Raw genomic sequence first — 19,243 nt, forward strand, 5'->3', positions numbered from 1 at the left:
GCTTACGCTCCTGTACGCATGACGGCGCCCGCTGCTTGTCCTTGTGCGATTTTCAAGCACTCTTCACATACCGATTGCGGCAGTTGCGGCAACGCGAAGCTCTGGCCGGCGGGCCCCTCCCAGACGTGACGCCCCTTGAGGTTCAACGTGCCTGCGGTGTGGACATCTATGGCGCCATCCGCAGCAATGCGGATATACCCACCCCCACACCCCAACGTAATGCCGTTCTTCGCCGTCAACTGCACATGCCCCTGCACCGACTGCACGGTGATGTCCTGCTGGGCGATCAGCTTGAGCACATCGCCGTGGGACTCGATTTCCAGCGGCCCCTTGCCCGACACCAGGCGCATGCCCTGCTGCTGCGCCAGCAGCGACGTGCCTTGGGTCGAGTGAAGATTGAGGTGCTGCTCGGCAGCCAGGTTGATGCCGGCGTTGCTCTGCAGATGCAGGTCGTCGCCGCTCTTGAGCAGCAGGCTGGCGGGCGTCACCGCGCCGATGCCGTTGGGTGCGCTGAGCACGATGGCCGGGGCCTGCAGGCCCTTGGCGTCGGCCTGCAACTGGCGCAGGCCGTCGCTGCTGGGCGGTGGGCTATGGTGGGCCTGGGCGGTGGCCTGGGCGTCGGTGATCTGTTGCAGAGCGCTGCGCAGCAGGCCGTTGGCAGACTCCATCTCCAACACCTCCCCCTGCGCCTTCCCCTGCTCATCCGCACTGATCAACACCCCCTTCCCCGCCCGCAACGCCCCATGCGCGTCGGTGCGCAGCTCGAAGCCGCCGCCACGCACCTTGTTCTGCGCGTCCACCACATGCCCCAGGTTCAGCTGGCTCTTGCCGCCAAACTCGCTGGCCAGCTTCACGTGCTCCTGGCCGCGGGTGTCGTCCATGCGCAGTTTGTTGTTGGCCGGGGTGCGCAGCACGTTGCGTTTGTGGTTGCGCAGGGTGACCGGGTCGGGGTGTTCGCTGTCGTGCAGGGCGTGGGCGATGTAGGGGCGGTCGGGGTCGCCGTGTTCGAAGGCGATGGCCACTTCGGTGCCGGGTATCAGCGGCAGGTGCAGGCCGTGGGTAGCGCCGGCGTAGGGCCGGGCCAGGCGCAGCCACAGGCTTTCCCGGCCCAGGGGCCAGGTGTGGCGGTCGAAGAGGAAGGTGACGCTGTAGCGGCCCTCGAGGTCGATGTGGCTGTAGGGGTCGTTGGCCTTGTAGCTGGTGACGCGCGCGGCGACGGTGCCGGCCATGATGGGCTTGGGCGGAAGCGGCGGGCGGAAGCTGCCGGCCTCGATGTAGGGGATGGCCTGGAAGTGGGCGATGTAGCTGCTGTCGCGGGCGGCGCTGGCGCGCAGTTCGGTGATGACGATGCGCGGCTTGAACGCCTGCGGCGCGTCGCCGTTGATGGTCAGCACCTGCCGGGGCGCCAGGGTCGGGCTGCTGGTGGTGCCGCTCAGGCAGGCCTGCTGGGTGAGGTAGCGCTCGTGGTGCATGCGCGCGTAGAAGATGCCGGTTTCGGCGGGCAGGTCGTCGTCGTAGACGTGGCGGTTGCCGAGGGTGTCGTAGGGGTCGCCGAAGTGGTAGGCCTCGCCGTAGGTGGTGCGGGTGGTGGCGCGGGTCTGGTCGACCTCGGCGTCGAGCAAGGCGCGGACGTCGCGGTGGCGGTAGGTGCGCACGTCGATGTGCTGTTCCACCACCTGGTGGCGGCTTTGCAGGGCCCAGACGCTGTCCTGGCCACTGTTGGCCAGGCCGGACGGCGGGGTGTACGGCAGTTCGACGCCGAACTGGTAGCCGCGGCGGTGGTCGTGGAACTCCAGCACGGTGATGTCGACGCGCACGTCGTCGAAGAAGCAGTACCAGATGCCCACTTCGGCCAGCAGCCGCTCGATGAACGCCAGGTCGCTTTCGCCGAACTGCATGACCTGCTCGCGGCGGGGAAACTCGCGCACCATCTGGGTGTGGAATTCATAGCCTTCAAAGTCGTGGCGACGCAGGACGCTCTCGACGATCTCCGGCACGCTCTGCTGCTGGTAGATGCGGTACTGCTTGCCGCGCGCCAGCAGCGCCAGCTTGGGTTGCAGGGTGATTTCGTAGCGGGCCTCGTCGCGCGAGCCGGACAGGCGCCGGAAGCTGGTGACCACCCCGCGCAGGCTGCGCAGCGGCTTGGCCGGCGGCACCACGTGGCCGCGGTACAGGGGCTTGGTCGGCAGCGGGAACAGGCGGAAGGTGGCGCCGCGGCGCAGCACCTGCTCGGCGGTGATGTCCTGGGCCATGCTGGTGAATTCGATGCGGTAGGTGAAGCACTGGCTCAGGCGCTCTTCGCCTTCGAAGGCCAGCACGTCGAGGGGCGCCTCCAGTTGGCTGATGCTGAGGCGGTGGCGGGTGTGGTCGAAGAGGATGCGGGGGGCTTCAGCCATGGTCAGGCCTCCTGGGGGGCAGCGTCGTGGAACTGCAGGGTGATGCCGTCGGCGTCGCAGTAGCCCAGGGTGACGGCGCGGGGAAGTTGACCAACGGCCTGGCGTTGCAACAGTTGCTGGCTGAGCACCGGCAGGATCTGTTGGTGCAACAGGCTGTCGATGTTGCGGGCGCCGCTGTCGGGCAGCAGGCAGGCGGCGACCAGGGCGTTGACCAGGGCGGGTTCGGTCTGGCAGGCAAGGCCATAGTGGCGATGCAGGCGCTTGGCGACCTTGGCCAGCTTGAGGCTGACGATGCGCGCCAGCGCCGGGGCTGCCAGCGGCCGGTACACCAGGGTCTGGAAACGAGCCAGCAGCGCCGGCTGGAAGTGCTCCCGCAGGCAGGAGCGCAGCAGGGCCTGCAGGTTGCTGTCGTCGGCGTCGGGCTGCTGCTCCAGCGCCGCTTGCAAGCGGTCGCTGCCCAGGTTGGAGGTCATGACGATGACCGTGTTGCGAAAGTCGATTTCGCGGCCTTCACCGTCGCGCATGAAGCCGCGGTCGAACACCTGGTAGAACAGATTGATCACGTCGCGATGAGCCTTCTCCACCTCGTCGAGCAGCACTACGCTGTAGGGACGCTGGCGCACGGCTTCGGTCAGCACCCCGCCCTGGCCATAGCCGACATAGCCAGGCGGCGCGCCCTTGAGCTGGCTGACGGTGTGGGCTTCCTGGTACTCGGAGAGATTGAGGGTGACCAGCGATCTTTCGCCCCCAAACAGGCAGTCCGCCAATGCCAGGGCCGTCTCGGTCTTGCCCACGCCACTGCCGCCCACCAGCAGGAACACGCCCAGCGGCGCGTGCTCTGAAGCAAGGCCGGTCCGGGCGGCGCGCAGGCGTTGAGCCAGGGCGGCCAGGGCCCGGTCCTGGCCAATGACGCGTTCGGCCAGCTGTTGTTCCAGCGCCAGCAAGCTTGCCTGCTCGTCCTTGAGCAGGCTGCCCAGGGGAATGCCGGTCCAGTCAGCGATGACTTCGGCGACGTTGCGGGCGCCGACGTCCAGTGACACCAGCGGCTGCTGCCCCTGGGCTGCCTGTAACTGCCCGAGCAAGGCGGCGCAACCACCGGCGCTCGCGGGGTGCTGGCGGGCGGCAAGCAGTTGCGTGGCCAGGGCACGCTCGTGGCGATACTGGTCTTCCAGCGCCTGCAACCTGTGCAGCAACTCGGCATCGCGGGTGTCCAAGGCGGCCAGCGGTGCGGCAATGCACAGGCCCTGTAATTGCGCATCCTCCTCCAGGGCCTGACGCTCCAGCGCCAACGCCTGGCGCTGCGCCTTGAGGCACAGCAATGCCGGGGGCTGGCAGTCCAGGCTCATGCGCACCCGGGCACTGGCGGTGTCGAGCAGGTCGACTGCCTTGTCCGGTAGCTGCCGCCCGGCAAGGTAGCGACGTGACAGTGCGACTGCAGCCTGCACCGCCTCGTCGAGGATATGCACGCCGTGGTACTGCGCGTAGCGCGCCTTGAGGCCACGCAGCATCAGGTTTGCGCCTGCGTCATCGGGCTCATCGACGGACACCCGCTGGAAGCGCCGTTCCAGCGCTGCATCGCGCTCCAAGTACTGTTTGTACTCCGACCAGGTGGTGGCAGCGATGGTGCGCAGCTCGCCGCGAGCCAGGGCGGGCTTCAATAAATTGGCGGCATCGGCGCCACCAGCCTGGTTGCCGGCGCCGATCAGGGTGTGTGCTTCATCGATGAACAGCAGCGTCGGCGGCACTGATTGTTTGACGGCCGCGATGATGTCCTTCAAGCGCTGCTCGAACGCCCCCTTCACCCCTGCCCCGGCCTGCAGCAGGCCAAGGTCGAGGCTGCGGATGCTGACCGCTTTCAGCGCATCGGGCACGTTGCCCTCGGCGATACGCAAGGCCAGCCCTTCGACCAGGGCGGTCTTGCCGACACCGGGCTCGCCTACCAGCAGTGGGTTGTTCTTGCGCCGACGGCTGAGAATGTCGATGACCTGGCGAATTTCACTGTCACGGCCCAGCACCGGGTCGATCCTGCCCGCGCGTGCGTCGGCCGTCAGGTCGTGGGTGAAACGCTCGAGGGCGTCCTGCGACGTTGTGTCGGCGGGCAACGAGGTCATGGTCTCGACGGGCGGCGCCTGGCGTTCCTCCGACTGATCCAGCAGTGAACCCAAGCGTTCCAATTGCGCTTCGCTGAGGCTTAGCAACGGCCAGGTCGCGTCGCAGGCCAGCAGTTCCGGGCGCTGCAACAGCGCACCCAGCAGGTGCACTGACCGCACGCATTCGCTGCCTGCCTCCAGCGACGCGCGCAGCCAGGCCTGCTCGATGAGCTGCTCGAGCCTGTGACACAGCTGCGGCTTGCCACGCAAACTGCGGGGCAGGCTGTCGAAATGATCGAGCAAGCCACGCCACAGCACGTCCATGTCCCAGTCATGGCGCCGGACGATCAAGGGCAGGTCGCCCTCCCCCTGTTCCAGCAGTTTGAGCAACCAGTGCTCGATACTGATATGCCCATGGCCGCGGCTCTGGCACAGCGATGCCGCCGAACTCAGGGCCTGGGCGCAATACGGGTTGAGGCGGCGAAGCAAACGGCTGGTGGTCGGTACCATGGGTACGTCCTTGTCGAGAAGTTTGGCGAGACACGATGTGCTTGGCTGAGCGCCCGCGAACGGACGCTCAACCCTGCACACCAGGGGCTGCTGCAGGTCAGCCGGTCTGACGCTCACTCCAGGCATCGGCGTGGATGATGTTGCCGTCCACGTAGGTCCAGGTGATCTTCTCGTACCGCAACTCGATCTGTTCCAGGTGGTTGTGCTTCTCCTTGGCGGGGTCCTTCACGTCGTGCATCTTGGGCGCCACCTGCACCACCTTGACGTTCTCCAGGGTGGCGTTGAAGTACTCCACTTCCTGGCCGGCATCGTCGATGCGGTACCACTTGAACTCGGCACTTTTCAGGGTCTGGCCGGTGCTGACCGCCTTGTAGAGGTACGGGCTGCTGGCATCGATTTCCTTGGTGAACAGGAAGGGCGTGTGGATACGCGCGCCCGTCAGCTTGCCGGTGTTGTTGTCGGTGGGGATGTAGACCTTGTGGTCCTGGGCGATCACTTCGATGCTGCCTTCGCGATCCTTTACATCCACCGAACCCTTGAGGTCCGCGCCGCCGTCATCTTTCAGCCACAGGTAAACGGGAATTGCCATGTGAAGCTCCTTCTCAAAATGTCGCGACATGCGACTGGGTTTGCAGGCCTGATGTGGATGCCAGCCGGGCACATGCCCCGGCTTCCGGCACCAGGCGAATATCGACGCGCCGGTTGGCGGAGCGTCCGTGTTCGGTGTCATTGCTGGCGATGGGCTGGCTGGCGCCGAAGCCCTGTATGGCGAAACAACTGTCAGGCAGGCTGCCCATGGCCTTCATCCAGTCGCGCACCGCTGCCGCTCGCGCCCGGGACAGCGACAGGTTGGTGTCCGCGCTGCCCGAGGCGTCGGTGTGCCCGGCGATGACGATCAGCCAGCCGGGCTGGGCCTTGATGCCCAGCAGGGCATTGACCAGCACCTGGGTTGAGTCGGGCTTGAGCTGGGCGCTACCGCTGCTGAACAACGACAGGCTGTCCAGCCGCACCGGGCCAACGGCAAGCTGCGGGTGCTGGCCATTGACCACGGCATGCACCGGCAGGCGCAGGGGTTCGCCGTGATACAGGCCCAGCCCCAGCGCCCAGGGCGCGCCGTGACGGAAATAGCGGTCCAGCCGCGCAGCATCCTGGCGCAAGGCAGCCAGCGCCTGTTCCTGGGCCTGACTCGCCGGTTTGCCTGGCTGGGTATGCGCGGCCGCGTCGTAGCGCCGCAGGTCGTCGGTGACCTGCCTTGCCAGCAGGCTGTTCTGCCAGGCCGAACTGCCCAGCGCGACAGCGCTGGCGAGGGTGAACATCCATACAGCCAGGGCCGCTGCGCGATGCTGCGCAGCGGTTGACGAGGTGACAGGTAGCAGGTGCAACAATGGATCGGGAAACGGCAGGGCCAGCCCTTCGGTTTGCGGCGCACCATTCTTCAGCCCCGCCCTGGCCTGCAGCCACTGCTGCCAGAGGTTCGCGGGCAGCCGTGGCGCAGTGGGCGCCAGCGCGATGGCGCAGGCCAACGGTTGTACCGAGGCAGCAGCGCCTGCGCCCGCGTTCAGATACGCCAGCACCCGGCCGTGCAGCCACACCGCGGCGCTGTTGAGCTGCACGCTGGCATGCAGCCGCGCCGCCCGTTGCGCGGTAGTCGCAGCCTGCCCTTGCCAGGCCCCCAGGTCGCTGCAAGCGCCGTTCTCGCGCACTAGCGTGCTGGCCTGACCCGCCTCCCAACTGAACCAGGCACCCGCCCCCTGGCCGGCCGGCACGTAACTGAGCAACAGCAGCGGCAGGCCGTGGCCAGCCCTGCGTGCCAGCACCAGTTGGTGACCGAAGGCCCGGACCCGGCAGGCCAAGCCGCTGTCGTCCTGATGCTCGCCGGGGTTGACGACGAACATCACGCTCAGTTGCCCGCCCCACTCCGGGCGTACCGCCAGCAGGTCACCCACAACCCTGGGCAACTGTTCAACGTCGGCGACCTGGACGTAGGTGCCCTGCTCGCTAGCGTGCTGGGACCGGCCCGCAAACAGCTCGGTCAAACCATCGCCGCACACCAGCACCACCGGAAGGCCGTACTCCGCAGGTGGCAACGCGGACTCGGAAACCATCAGCCCCTTGGCCACGATCGGTTGCCCTGCTCGCCGCCAGGCCCACCCTACCCCCACCACCGTGACCAACGCCGCCCCCGCGGCGGCGGCCGTACCCAGCGGCAAAACCATCAACAACAGGAGGATGAGTGCAGTCGCCCACAGCCACAGCGCACGGTTCAATGTCTGCGTCATCGCCCCCACCTCAGGCCGCGCCGACCAGCAGCGCGGCGACCTGTTTGCCGAGCAACTGCGTCAATGCCCACCACGCGCCCGCCAGCAAAAGCCCCGCGACCATGCAATGCACCAGCGGCGAAGCGCCGAGCGGCCAGCCGGACCTGGAAGTAGCGCCGGCCTGGGTGGGCAGCACCGTGTGCAGGTCCAGCGGTGGCACCTGTGCGTTCAATGCCGCCACTAACTGCGCACGTTCGGGGGCCTCCACATCGCGATAACGACCGCGGAAGCCCAGCGTCAACACCCGCTGGTAGACCGTGAGCACCAATGGGTCGGGGTTGGGCTGGCGCAGCAACTCGCGCAGCGTTTCGTACAGGTAGTCCCCGGCCTGGTGGCGGCTGAAGAAGCGCGCCTGCAAGGGTTCGCTGGCCCAGGTGGCATGGTCCTCGCCCTTGGCAACGTTGAGGACTGTTTCATCCAGCAAGGCGCAATGGGCCAGGCAGACATGATCGATGCTGGCTTCGCTGACGCTGGCGCTTGCCAACTCGCGGCGTACTCGCTCGATCTGTGCGACACAGCGGTCGCGCAGTGGCGCGGCCTCCTGCAACGGCGTGTGTTGCTGCAGTTCGACCACCAGCAGGTAGCTGTCCTGCAGCAATTGATCGATAACCACCGCAGTGTCCAAATGCTTTTTCATAGGTAGAAGGCTCATGTGCGTAGCACCGCGAACAACTCAAGCTTCACGTCTGCCAGGGTGCTGGGTACGTAGAAGGCGCAGACGCCTGCGGCCAGCACTGCCTGGCCCTTGATGTGGCTGAAGTCCAGGGCGAAGTACTGGTTTTCGAGGCGCAGTGGAATGGCTGCGGGTACGTGCGCCAGTGGCTGCAGCGGCACCCCGTCGAGCGCGGCATTGACCAGATGGTCGACGTCGTCGGGCGTGCCGGCCTTGCACAGCCGTGGGAACTGGCTCTGCAACTGCGCTGCGGGCAGGCGACAACACACCGACAGGTAGAAGTCCGCGCCACCGGGCTCACGCAGGCGCGGATCGTTGAGCGCCACCTGCCAGCGGTTGGCCGCCGCTGGCTGCAACTGCAGCGCGATCACCCGCGACGGCAGGCTGGCTTCCAGCAACGTCGAGATGGTCGCCATCAGCGGCGGGAACACTTCGCCCAGGTCATCGTGGCGATAAGCAGGCAGCTGATCGACGTCATGGTCCAGGGAGAACGTCAGCAGCGCGCCCGCCAGCTTGACCAGCTCCAGGTACACCTGTTCAGGATGACGCGCCGGGTGTGCCCGCAGGTCGGCCAGCACCGGCTGATAGGTGTTCAACGCGTTGAGCAACCAGAACAGCGAGACGTCGGCCACCGCGAAGTCGGCCATGCGCTGGTTGCTTTCGCGACGCATGCCCATCAGGCGCAGGCGCTTGGCGGACAACTGGGTCAGCAGGTTGTCCAGCTGGGTCAACAACCCCGGGTGGCCGGCGAAACTCAATAGCGGAGGTACGTAGCCGGGGTCAAGCAACCAGCCCTGCTGGCCGTCGCGCACCAGCCTGGCAACCGGGGCGACGACGTAGTCGGCGTTGTCGTCGGTGGCCAGGCGCAGGCTCAGGGCATGCTCCAGCAGGCCCACGGACTGGACATCATCGCCGTACAGATCCTGCACCGCTCGCCAGCCCTGCACATAGCGCATGGGGCGGTCCACCCGGGTGCCTTCAAATACGCAGTTGTTGCCGTTGGCTTGCTCCAGTGGCAAGGCAACCACAATGACGCTGTGGTCGATGGCCGCAGGCAGCAGCCGCTCCAGTTCCAGCGCGGGAGGCAACAGGTCCACCGCATCGGAGTCGATCAGCGTGCCGTCCGGCAGGCGCAGGCGCAGCTGGCTGGCCTTGAGCCTGCCAAGGCGCAACGCGTCCAGATCGAAGCCCACCGAGCCGACGCCCCAGGGGTGCACCAGGGTCAGGTGAGCGATGCATTCGTTGGTCCAGGCTTCCCAGCGGGCCTGTTGCTGGAATTGCTGGGGGCATAGCAAGGCCCCGGCGGCCCACAGCGGGCGGTCGATTTTCATGGCGTCATCCCCTGGGCCGGTTCAGGCCTTGGCCTTTGGCATTTGCGAAACCAGGGACAAGTTGACGTCCATGCCCTCGACCTGGAAGTGCGGCACGGCATACAACTTGACCCGGAAAAAACCCGGGTTGTCGTCGATGTCCTCGACCGTCACCCGCGCCTCCCGCAGTGGGTGGGACGCCTGCAGGTCATCGCTGGGGTCGGTCATTTCGGTGACCAGGCCACTGACCCAGCGGTTCAGCTCCAGCTCCAGGACGCGACGGTCCTTGGTGGTGCCGATGTTCTCGCGCTGAATGAGCTTGAGGTAATGAGCAATGCGCGACAGCAGGAAGATGTAGGGCAGGCGCGCGTTAATGCGGCTATTGGCCGTGGCATCAGGGGTATCGAACAAGGCCGGCTTCTGCGCGGAGTTAGCCGAGAAAAAGCAGGCGTAATCGCGATTCTTGTAGTAGGAAAGCGGGATGAACCCGAGGTTGGCGAACTCGAATTCACGGGTTTCCGGGATCATCACTTCAGAGGGAATCTTCACCTGGTTCCCGGTGCCCAGGTCGTACAGGTGGATGGGCAGGTCGGCCACCGCCCCGCCCGACTGCGGGCCGCGTATCTGCACGCACCAACCGTTGGCGATGAAGCTCTTGACCATGTTGGCGGCGAAGGCAAACGCCGCGTTGGTCCACAGGTACTTGTGGTGGTCCGGGCCCTTGACGCTTTCCACGTAGTTGAAGCTGCGCACCGGGACGGTGTCCGGCCCATAGGGCAGCCGCCCCAAAACCCGCGGCATGGTCAGGCCGACATAGCGGGCATCGTCGCTGTCACGAAAGGCTTTCCACTTCAGGTACTCGGCGCGATCGAAGTAGTTGCCGATGTCCTTGATGGCAGCCACCTCCTCCATGGTCTGCTTGCCGAAGAACGCCGGGCCGACGGCACCAATGAACGGCATGTGCGCGGCAGCGGCGACCTTGGAGATATTGCGCAGCAAGGCAATGTCCTGCGGCCCGCGACCGAACTCGTAGTTGGAGATGGCCGCGGCAATCGGCTCCCCTCCCGGGGTGTCGTATTCCTGGATGTAGGTGTGCTGGTACAGGCCGCTCTGGGCAATCTCGGGCGCGTCGTCGAAATCCTCTACCAGGTGTGCCTTGCTGATATCCAGCAGCTCGATGCGCACGTTCTGGCGAAAATCGGTCTGGTCCACCAGTGACTTCACCCCGCGCCAGGTGGATTCCACGCGCTGGAAATCGGGATGGTGCATCACCGCATCGAGTTGGCGGCTGATTTGCTGGTCCAGCAAAGCGATATGTTCATCCAGCAAGCTCTTGTCCAGGCGCTCGACCTTGCGCGACGACTGTTTCAACAGCTCGAGGAATACGCTGACGGCTGCGGTCACGCGCTCGTCGGGCGAGGCTTCCGCCATGCCCTCGGCATGTTGGAATACTTCAAGGTCCGCGAGGGTGGCGACCGGGTTCAGATTGATTTTCGCGAACAACCCGCCATAGACACTTTGGCTTCCTTCAGGCAACACTTCAGCGTCACGGCCCGAGGCCGTGTTGGGGCTTGCAGACATGATGAAATTCCCTATAAAACAGAAGCGACGGATTAACGAGGCGTTTGCGAACCCAACAGCAACAGCTCGGCACGCAATTCATTACTTAATGTTTCATCCCTGAGAATGCGCTCGAACTCCTGGCGAAACGTACTGTTATCCAACAGATTGGACTTGAGATCCCGTAACAGATTGCGCATTGCAAGGAGTGAACGTAACTGGGGAATTTGCCTGGCGACCTGTTCAGGCTCGAAATCCTTCATGGCCCGAAAACTCAATGCGGCAACTGTCTCGCCTGCTTCATCCAGCAGGGTATTCTCTACGCTGACCTTAAGGGTAGGTGCAAACTCCGCCAGCACGCTGTCGAAATTGTTCTTGTTGATGTCCAGCTTGCTGCGCGCCGATAGCGGACGGGCCTCCCGGCCGTTGCTGTAATCGCCCATTACCATGAGTTTGAGCGGCAGTTCGACCTTGCGCTGGGCGCCGCCGGTATGCAAATCGAGCCTGATATTGACGCGAGCCTTTGGTACTTCATTCTGGAAGCTGTTCGATGCCATCGGTTTCCCCTTCGTAACAAAAAGCAACTAACGCAAGACGGCTACGACGTTGCAGAGTTTCAATCGTTCGGGCACAGCCATATTGCTGCGCAAGAAGGCAGCACGACAGGGTCAAAAGCTGACATGCCGTAATGGTTGCGATGGCGAAAACGTAAGTCATTGCTCGAAGCAATGCTACCCCTGGAAGGTATTCAAGAGGCGTCCCACAGGGCAAAGTAATATTTCCTACAAATCGACCTAAAAACCCCTACAGATACAATGCACTTTTAATACACAGAGCAGCGATAACCTTCTGTATAGTCAAGAGTACACTTCGAATAATTGCACGGCTGAGTGAGGAGACTCACGCTTTATCTGCTGGTTTGGCAGCTAAAATAGTTTCAGGTCGTATATAAGCGTTGAAGCCGGGGGTGATGGCCGCGCGGGACATGGCGCGACACCCCCTGACGCGGCCTGCGGCCGCTGCTACGGAAACATTAGCGAAACCCGCCGCCCACCTGCCACACCCGCGCGCCGCTGGCGACGCTGCCCGCCACGGCAAAGGCGCAGCCCAGCCACAACGCCCACTCGGGCCCGCTGCTGGGCGATGCATGGAAGCACAGCGCTACCAGCGAGGCGCCGAGGGTCTGCCCCAGCAGCCGCGAGGTGGCGACGATGCCGCTGGCGCCGCCGCTGCGGTTGGCCGGGGCGCTGGTCATCAGGGCCTTGAGGTTAGGCGATTGGAAGAAGCCGAAGCCGGCGCCGCACAGGGCCATGCGCCAGCCGATGTCGACGGCGCTGGCACCTGGGCCCAACAAGGCCAGGGCGGCCATGCCCAGGCCCAGGGCCAGCAGGCCGATGCCGCCCAGCAGGCCCGGCGAGAAGCGGTCGGCCAGGCGCCCGGCCACCAGGGCGGTGAGCGCTACCACGGCCGGCCAGGGGGTCATGAGGAAACCGGTGGCCACCTGGCTGTGGCCCAGCACGCTTTGCAGCAGGAACGGCAAGGCGACGAAGGCCAGGCCCTGGCTGGTAAAGGCGCAGATGGCGGTGGCCGAGGACAGGGCGAACAGCGGCCGCTTGAACAGGTCCAGGGCCAGCATGGGCGCCGGGTGGCCGGCCTGGCGGCGCAGCAGCAAGGCGCCGCAGGCCAGGGCCACGGCCAGCTCGGCGCCGGTGAGCAGGCCGTTGGCGCCGTGCACGGTGGTGCCCAGGCCCAGCACCAGGCAGCCGAACAAACCGGCGCAGAGCACGGCGGCCAGGCGGTCGAAGTCGTGGCCGGCGGGTGCGATGTCCGGCAGGTGGCGCTGGGCTAACAACGCTGCCAGCACGCCCAGGGGCACGTTGATCAGGAACAGCCAGTGCCAGCTGGCCACCGAGAGGATCGCCGAGGCCGCGGTAGGCCCGAGGGTGAACGCCAGGCCTACCACCAGGGAGTTGTAGCCCATGCCGCGGCCAAGCATTTTCGACGGGTAGATGAAGCGCAACAACGCGGTGTTGACGCTCATGATCGCTGCCGCGCCCAGGCCCTGCACTACCCGGGCGATGGCCAGGGATGGCAGCGACCAGGCCAGGCCGCACACCAGCGACGACAGCAGGAATACCAGCAGCCCGCCCAAGTACACGCGGCGGTGGCCGAGCACTTCGCCCAGCGAGGCGAACGGCAGGATGGTGGCGACCATGGCCAGCTGATAGGCGTTGACCACCCAAATGACCGAGGCGGAATCGGTGCCGATACCGCTGGCCAGGGTCGGCAGCGCGGTGTTGACGATGGCCGTGTCGAGGGTAGCCATGCCGACGGCCAGGGAGATGGCGATGACGGCGGGGGTACGGTGCTGCCGGGGCAGGCCGTCGGTGGGGGCAAGCATGGGCGAAGGTATCCAGAATCAGGCAATGAAGTTCTGGAGAGTAGCGCCGCACGGGGCGGAATTCACCGCACCGCGCTCAAGCTGTCAGAGCTTTCATGTTGCTGTCATTCAATTGACGAGCGAACGGTGGTAGCGCAAGGCGCCGCAGCGTTCGCAGCGCTCGCAGGTCATCAGCGCCGAACCCAGTTGTTGTGCGGGATAAGTGGCCCATTCGCAGCCTTTGATCAAACAGATGATACTCACGGCAACCTCCTCGGGGTGACGCCCCGATTGTTCTTGCCATGACCGTTGCAGGGTTCGGGCCAACTACCCAGGGGTAGTAAAAACCGCGTTATTGCAGGCCGAACCTCATGCATTTTGCACGGTGCCCGTTCCATGGCCGTGCAGACCGCCCTGCAGTTCGTCAGGTGGCCCTGCCCGCCCCTCAACTTTGCCCGGTTTTATCCGATACCCGGTTCAAACGCCATGTTGGCGTTGCGCAAGACAGGACGTCGACGCTCATGATTCGGCAGGCATCGATGACCCAGAAAACCCTCAATGACTTCCTGCGTTGCCCTGGCACCCGCTACCTGGCGCTGACCGCAGCCCTGCTGGCCGGCCTGCTGGCCATGACCGGCCGCGCGCAATGGCAGCAGGCCTGGCAGGCCCCGCTGACCTGGCTGTGCCTGGCGGCCATCGTGCTGCTGGGCGTGCTGGCCGTGCAGGTGGGCATCAGCCAGCGCCTGATTCGCCGGCGCAACCTGGAGCTCAAGCGCCAGATCGAAGACCATGCCCGGGTACGCGCTTCCCTGGCGCTGAGCGAGGACCGTTTCCGGCGCCTGTTCGAGTGCTCGCCGGACGCGGTGTGGATCCTCGACCAGCATGGCTTCAGCAGCCAGGCCAACGCCGCCATGCTCGCCACCTTCGGCTTCAGCGACGCTGCAGCGTTTCGCAACATCAGCCCCTTGGACCTGTCACCGCCGTTGCAGGAGGACGGCACGCCGTCGGTGGAGCGCGCCGACGCGGTGCTGGCCGCCGCCACCGCCAAGGGCGTGCAACGCTTCGAATGGACACACCGGCGCCTGGACGGCAGCCTGTTCCCCGCCGAGGTAACCCTGAGCGTGTTGGACCTGGACGGTGAACCGGTGACCTTCGCCGTGGTGCGCGACATTTCCCAGCGGCGCCAGGCGGAAGCCGAGCTGCTGCGGCAGAAAACCCTGTTGCAGGCGATTGTCGACAACGCGCCATCGTTGATCTACATGTTCGACAGCCAAGGCCGCCTGGTGCTGTGCAACCAGCTGTACGAAGACGCCGTGGACCACCAGGAGGCCGAACTGGTGGGCCGCCGCCGCGACGATTTCATGGTGCCCAGCGACGCCCGCCAGCAGAACCTGGACGACGCCACGGTGCTGTTCAGCGGCCAGGCGCAACGCTTCGAGGACATCCACCACAAGCGCGGCGAACCGCGCACCTACCTGACCACCAAGTGCCCGCTGCGCACCCCCGACGGCCAGTTGCTGGGGGTGCTGGGCATCTCCAACGACATCACCCGCCTCAAGCAGACCCAGGAAGCCCTGGAGCGCCTGGCGCATTTCGACGTCACCACCGGGCTGGCCAACCGCGTGCTGTTCCATGAACGGCTGGGCGAGGGCATTCGCCAGGCCGCCAGCCGCGGGCGCCAGCTGGCCGTGCTGGTGCTGGACCTGGACGGCTTCAAGACCGTCAACGACACCCTCGGCCACCCCACTGGCGACCGCCTGCTGCACGAAGCCACCCTGCGCTTCCAGCGCGCCCTGCGCCCCGGCGACCTGGTGGCACGGCTGGGCGGCGACGAGTTCGCCTTTGTGCTGCCGGTCGAGCGCCAGGAGGAAGAAGTGATCGGCCGCCTGCAGGCCCTGCTCGACAGCCTGCGCCCACCGTTCGACCTGGACGGCAGCACCGCGCTGATCACCGCCAGCATCGGCGTGGCGCTGTACCCGGCAGACGGCAGCTGCGCCGATACCCTGCTGCGCCACGCCGACACCGCCATGTACGCGGCCAAGGAAGCCGGGCGCAACGACTACCGCTTCTACCAGCGGCACATGACCCAGCACATGCAGGAGCGCGTGAGCCTGGAGCATGCCTTGCGCCGGGCGCTGGAGAACAGCGAGCTGGAGGTGTGGTACCAGCCCAAGCTGAGCCTGGCCGATGGCCAGGTGATGGGCGCCGAGGCCCTGATGCGCTGGCGCGACCCGGTGGCCGGCCTGGTCGCCCCCGCCGATTTCATCCCCCTGGCCGAGCGCACCGGGCTGATCGTGCCCATGGGCGAGTGGCTGCTGGACCAGGTGTGCGCGCACCTGCGCCAGTGGCGCGACGAGGGTTGTTTCAACGGCCACGTCGCCGTCAACGTGGCGGTGCCGCAGATCGAGCGCAGCGATTTTGTCGACACCGTCAGCCGCGCCCTGCAGCGTTATCAACTGCCCGCGCGGCTGCTGGAAGTGGAGGTCACCGAGAGCCTGTTCCTGGAAAGCCGCCAGCTGGCGCGCAGCGTGCTGGGGCGCCTGCAGGGCATGGGCGTGACCACCGCGGTGGACGACTTCGGCACCGGCTATTCCTCGCTGGCATACCTGCATCTGCTGCCGGTGGACAACCTCAAGATCGACCGCGCCTTTATCCAGGAACTGCCCCACTCCGCCACCCACGTGGCCATTACCCGCGCGATCATCCAGCTGGGCCACGCGCTGAAGTTCAGCGTGACCGCCGAAGGCATCGAGACTCCGGAGCAGTACGATTTCGTCCGCCAAGCCGGCTGCGACGTGGGCCAGGGCTACCTGATCGCCCGGCCCATGCCCGCCGCCGAGTTCGAAGCCTGGCTTTACCAGAACCCGTAACGATAAACGTATCCGTGGGAGCTGGCTTGCCAGCGAGCTGTTGGGCCCCTAAAGCTCGCTGGCAAGCCAGCTCCCACAAAAACGGTCAATGATGGCATTTACGCCATTTCATGAAACATTTTTCATACGACTAAGGTATTATCCCCCCGCGACGAAGTGCCGCAACCGCGAAAAACTTCTAGCAATCTAGATAGCAATACAGGTGCCTTCAGGCACCCCCATAAAGAATGCCCCCTAGTAGCTGTCGCCAATAATTAACAAGAAATCGGCTCCGGAGGGACATGACTACGGAAAAGATAGCTCCCTATCTTTTTCAGTACTCACTGCCCCCGTTATTTCGCCAAAAAGAGCGGGACGCGGATTGAGTTTTTTAAATCAGGGGTTATTGATGTTGAAGAAAATGAACAGGACCCTCCTGGGTCTGGCGTTGTCCATGACGCTGCTGCCGGCCCATGGCGCCGAGCCGAAGAAAGTTGATGTGCTGCTGGTAGGCGGCGGCATCATGAGTTCCACGCTGGGTATCTGGCTCAATGAACTGGAGCCGGGCTGGTCGATGGAAATGGTCGAACGCCTGGACGGCGTCGCCGAGGAAAGCTCCAACGGCTGGAACAACGCCGGTACCGGTCACTCGGCTCTGGCTGAATTGAACTACACCCCGGAAGGCAAGGACGGCAAGATCGATATCTCCAAGGCCGTTGAAATCAACGAATCCTTCCAGGTATCGCGCCAGTTCTGGTCGTGGCAGGTCAAGAATGACGTGCTGAAGAACCCGCACTCGTTCATCAACTCCACCCCACACATGAGCTTCCTGTGGGGCGACGACAACATCAAGTACCTGAAGAAGCGCTACGACGCCCTGCAGGCCAGCCCGCTGTTCCGCCCGATGCAGTATTCGGAAGACCCGGAGCAGATCAAGCAGTGGGTGCCGTTGATGATGGACGGCCGCGACCCGAAACAGAAAGTCGCCGCTACCTGGACCCCGATTGGTACTGACGTGAACTTTGGTGAAATCACTCGCCAGTTCGTCGGCTACTTGCAGACCAAGTCCAACTTCGACTTGAAGCTATCCAGCGAAGTTGAAGACATTTCCCGCAACGACGACGGTTCGTGGCGCGTGACCTACAAGAACTTGAAAGACGGCACCGAATCGGTCACCGACGCCAAGTTCCTGTTCATCGGCGCCGGCGGCGGTGCCCTGCACCTGCTGCAGAGATCGGGCATCCCCGAAGCGCGTGAATACGCCGGCTTCCCGGTGGGCGGCTCGTTCCTGGTCACCGACAACGCCAGCGTTGCCGAGCAGCACATGGCCAAGGCCTACGGCATTGCCTCGGTGGGCGCACCGCCCATGTCAGTACCGCACCTGGACACCCGCGTGCTGGACGGCAAGCGCGTGATCCTGTTTGGCCCGTTCGCCACCTTCTCCACCAAGTTCCTCAAGAACGGCTCGTACTTCGACCTGCTGACCAGCACTACCACGCACAACGTGTGGCCGATGACCAAGGTCGGTATCGAACAGTACCCGCTGGTGGAATACCTGGCCGGCCAACTGATGCTGTCGGATGACGACCGCTTCAACGCCCTGAAGGAATACTTCCCGAAAGCGAAGAAAGAAGACTGGCGCCTGTGGCAAGCCGGCCAGCGCGTGCAGATCATCAAGCGTGATGCCGACAAGGGCGGCGTGCTGAAACTGGGCACCGAGATCGTCGCGTCCCAGGACGGCACCATCGCCGGCCTGCTGGGCGCCTCGCCAGGTGCCTCGACCGCCGCGCCAATCATGCTCAGCGTGCTGGAGAAGGTGTTCAAGGACAAGGTCGCCACCCCGGCCTGGCAGGACAAACTGCGTCAGATCGTGCCCAGCTACGGCACCAAGCTGAACGACCATCCTGAAGCCGTGATGCAGGAATGGACCTATACCAGCCAAGTGCTGCAGCTGAACCCGCCACCGGCCATCGACCTGACTGCGGCCCCGCAGCCACAGGCCGCGCCGGCTAAAGCGGCGAGCAACCCAGCGGCCGACATGGCGCTGTAAGGCTCGACGGCAGCCGGCCCCGCAGGGCCGGCTGCCTTGGCTTACCGGATCAAACCACCTGCAACACAATCTTGCCGATGTGATCCCCGCCTTCCATGCGCCGGTGGGCACCCGCGGCGTCGGCCAGGGGAAACACCTGGTCCAGCACCGGCAGCGACTTGCCTTCGGCCAGCAACGGCCACACGTGACGCTCCAACCCGGCGGCGATCACCGCCTTCTCTTCCGTGCTGCGCGAGCGTAGCAGCGACCCGGTGACCACGGCCTGCTTGGCCATGATCGCCAGCAAGTTCACCTCCTTGACCTTGGCGCCCCCCAGGAAACCAATCACCACCAGGCGCCCGCGACGGGCCAGGGCGGCAATGTTCTGCTCGAAATACGCGCCGCCCATGATGTCCAGGATCACGTCCACGCCCTTGCCTGCGGTGCGCTCGGCAATCACCTGGGCGAAATCCTGCTCGCGGTAATTGATCGGTTCGCCGCCCAGGGCCTGCACCTGCGCGCATTTCTCTGCCGTGCCGGCGGTGGCAAACGCCTTGATGCCCAGCGCCTTGCACAGGGCCAGCGCGGTGGTGCCAATGCCGCTGGTGCCGCCGTGAATCAGCACGCTCTGGGTGGCGTCCAGGTGGGCCATGTCGAACAGGTTGGCCCACACGGTGAAGAAGGTTTCCGGAATCGCCGCGGCGGTGATCATGTCCATGCCGGGCGGCACCGCCAGTGCCTGGGTGGCGGGCACGGTGCAGTACTCGGCGTAGCCGCCGCCGTTGGTCAGCGCGCAGACCTTGTCACCCAGGGCAAAGCCCTGCACGTCCGCGCCCAGGCCCACCACCTCGCCGGCCACTTCCAGGCCCGGCAGCGGGTTCATGCCCGGCTGCATGGGGTACTGGCCAGCACGCTGCAGGGCGTCGGGGCGGTTGACGCCAGCGGCGTGCACCTTGATCAGCAACTCATGGGGCTGGGCCACGGGCAGCGGGCCCTGGCGCGGTTGCAGCACTTCGGGGCCACCGGGCTGGGTGATCTCGATGTAGGTCATGGTGGACGGCAGTTGGATGGCAGGCATGGTCGCGCTCCGATGAAGTGGGCTATTGGCAGTGACAACCACCAACGGCA

The 19,243-nt window shown here is 65.1% G+C and carries 13 protein-coding genes; 2 read left to right on the forward strand and 11 right to left on the reverse strand.

The annotated features are described in order from the left end of the window. Window positions 1-2 precede the first annotated feature (2 nt). From AC0J42_RS16560 to AC0J42_RS16605, 10 genes are all read right to left on the reverse strand, one after another. Window positions 3-2,396, reverse strand: coding sequence for a type VI secretion system Vgr family protein (locus tag AC0J42_RS16560; protein ID WP_473002506.1), 2,394 nt, complete (start codon window positions 2,394-2,396; stop codon window positions 3-5). A 2-nt stretch (window positions 2,397-2,398) separates the two neighbouring features. Then, complete coding sequence (gene tssH, locus AC0J42_RS16565; protein WP_473002508.1) at window positions 2,399-4,996, reverse strand: type VI secretion system ATPase TssH; 2,598 nt, start codon at window positions 4,994-4,996, stop codon at window positions 2,399-2,401. Window positions 4,997-5,093: 97 nt separating this feature from the next. Further along, on the reverse strand, window positions 5,094-5,585 hold the full coding sequence (locus tag AC0J42_RS16570) for an Hcp family type VI secretion system effector (RefSeq protein WP_473002510.1): 492 nt from the start codon (window positions 5,583-5,585) through the stop codon (window positions 5,094-5,096). A 13-nt stretch (window positions 5,586-5,598) separates the two neighbouring features. Beyond that, window positions 5,599-7,275, reverse strand: a complete 1,677-nt coding sequence (locus AC0J42_RS16575) for an OmpA family protein (RefSeq protein WP_473002512.1) — start codon at window positions 7,273-7,275, stop codon at window positions 5,599-5,601. Window positions 7,276-7,285: 10 nt separating this feature from the next. Further along, window positions 7,286-7,966 carry a type VI secretion system protein TssL, short form gene (gene tssL / locus AC0J42_RS16580; RefSeq protein WP_473002513.1) on the reverse strand — a complete coding sequence of 227 codons (681 nt, stop codon included), beginning with the start codon at window positions 7,964-7,966 and terminating at the stop codon, window positions 7,286-7,288. Then, a complete protein-coding gene (gene tssK, locus AC0J42_RS16585) occupies window positions 7,963-9,318 on the reverse strand; it encodes a type VI secretion system baseplate subunit TssK (protein ID WP_473002514.1) in 1,356 nt (451 codons plus the stop codon). The genes tssL and tssK overlap by 4 nt, the downstream gene beginning before the upstream one ends. Window positions 9,319-9,339: 21 nt before the next feature. Further along, window positions 9,340-10,878, reverse strand: a complete 1,539-nt coding sequence (gene tssC, locus AC0J42_RS16590) for a type VI secretion system contractile sheath large subunit (protein WP_473002515.1) — start codon at window positions 10,876-10,878, stop codon at window positions 9,340-9,342. 32 nt (window positions 10,879-10,910) lie between these two features. After that, a complete protein-coding gene (gene tssB, locus AC0J42_RS16595; RefSeq protein WP_416424659.1) occupies window positions 10,911-11,414 on the reverse strand; it encodes a type VI secretion system contractile sheath small subunit in 504 nt (167 codons plus the stop codon). Between the two features lie 476 nt (window positions 11,415-11,890). Beyond that, entirely contained in the window at window positions 11,891-13,258 is a 1,368-nt protein-coding gene (locus tag AC0J42_RS16600) for an MFS transporter (RefSeq protein WP_473002516.1), read from the reverse strand. Window positions 13,259-13,366: 108 nt separating this feature from the next. Next, window positions 13,367-13,501, reverse strand: a complete 135-nt coding sequence (locus AC0J42_RS16605) for a PSPA7_2676 family Cys-rich small protein (RefSeq protein ID WP_416424661.1) — start codon at window positions 13,499-13,501, stop codon at window positions 13,367-13,369. A 275-nt stretch (window positions 13,502-13,776) separates the two neighbouring features. On the opposite strand from AC0J42_RS16605, the gene AC0J42_RS16610 reads away from it, so the two are divergent. Both AC0J42_RS16610 and mqo read left to right on the forward strand, forming a co-directional pair. Further along, on the forward strand, window positions 13,777-16,107 hold the full coding sequence (locus AC0J42_RS16610; RefSeq protein ID WP_473002517.1) for a putative bifunctional diguanylate cyclase/phosphodiesterase: 2,331 nt from the start codon (window positions 13,777-13,779) through the stop codon (window positions 16,105-16,107). A 388-nt stretch (window positions 16,108-16,495) separates the two neighbouring features. Beyond that, a complete protein-coding gene (gene mqo / locus AC0J42_RS16615) occupies window positions 16,496-18,136 on the forward strand; it encodes a malate dehydrogenase (quinone) (protein ID WP_473002518.1) in 1,641 nt (546 codons plus the stop codon). Between the two features lie 49 nt (window positions 18,137-18,185). Here the strand turns inward: mqo and AC0J42_RS16620 are convergent, their stop codons facing one another. Further along, window positions 18,186-19,184, reverse strand: a complete 999-nt coding sequence (locus AC0J42_RS16620; RefSeq protein WP_473006871.1) for an NAD(P)H-quinone oxidoreductase — start codon at window positions 19,182-19,184, stop codon at window positions 18,186-18,188. Window positions 19,185-19,243: the final 59 nt, after the last annotated feature.

The sequence above is a fragment of the Pseudomonas sp. Tav-5-1A genome (assembly GCF_055755055.1).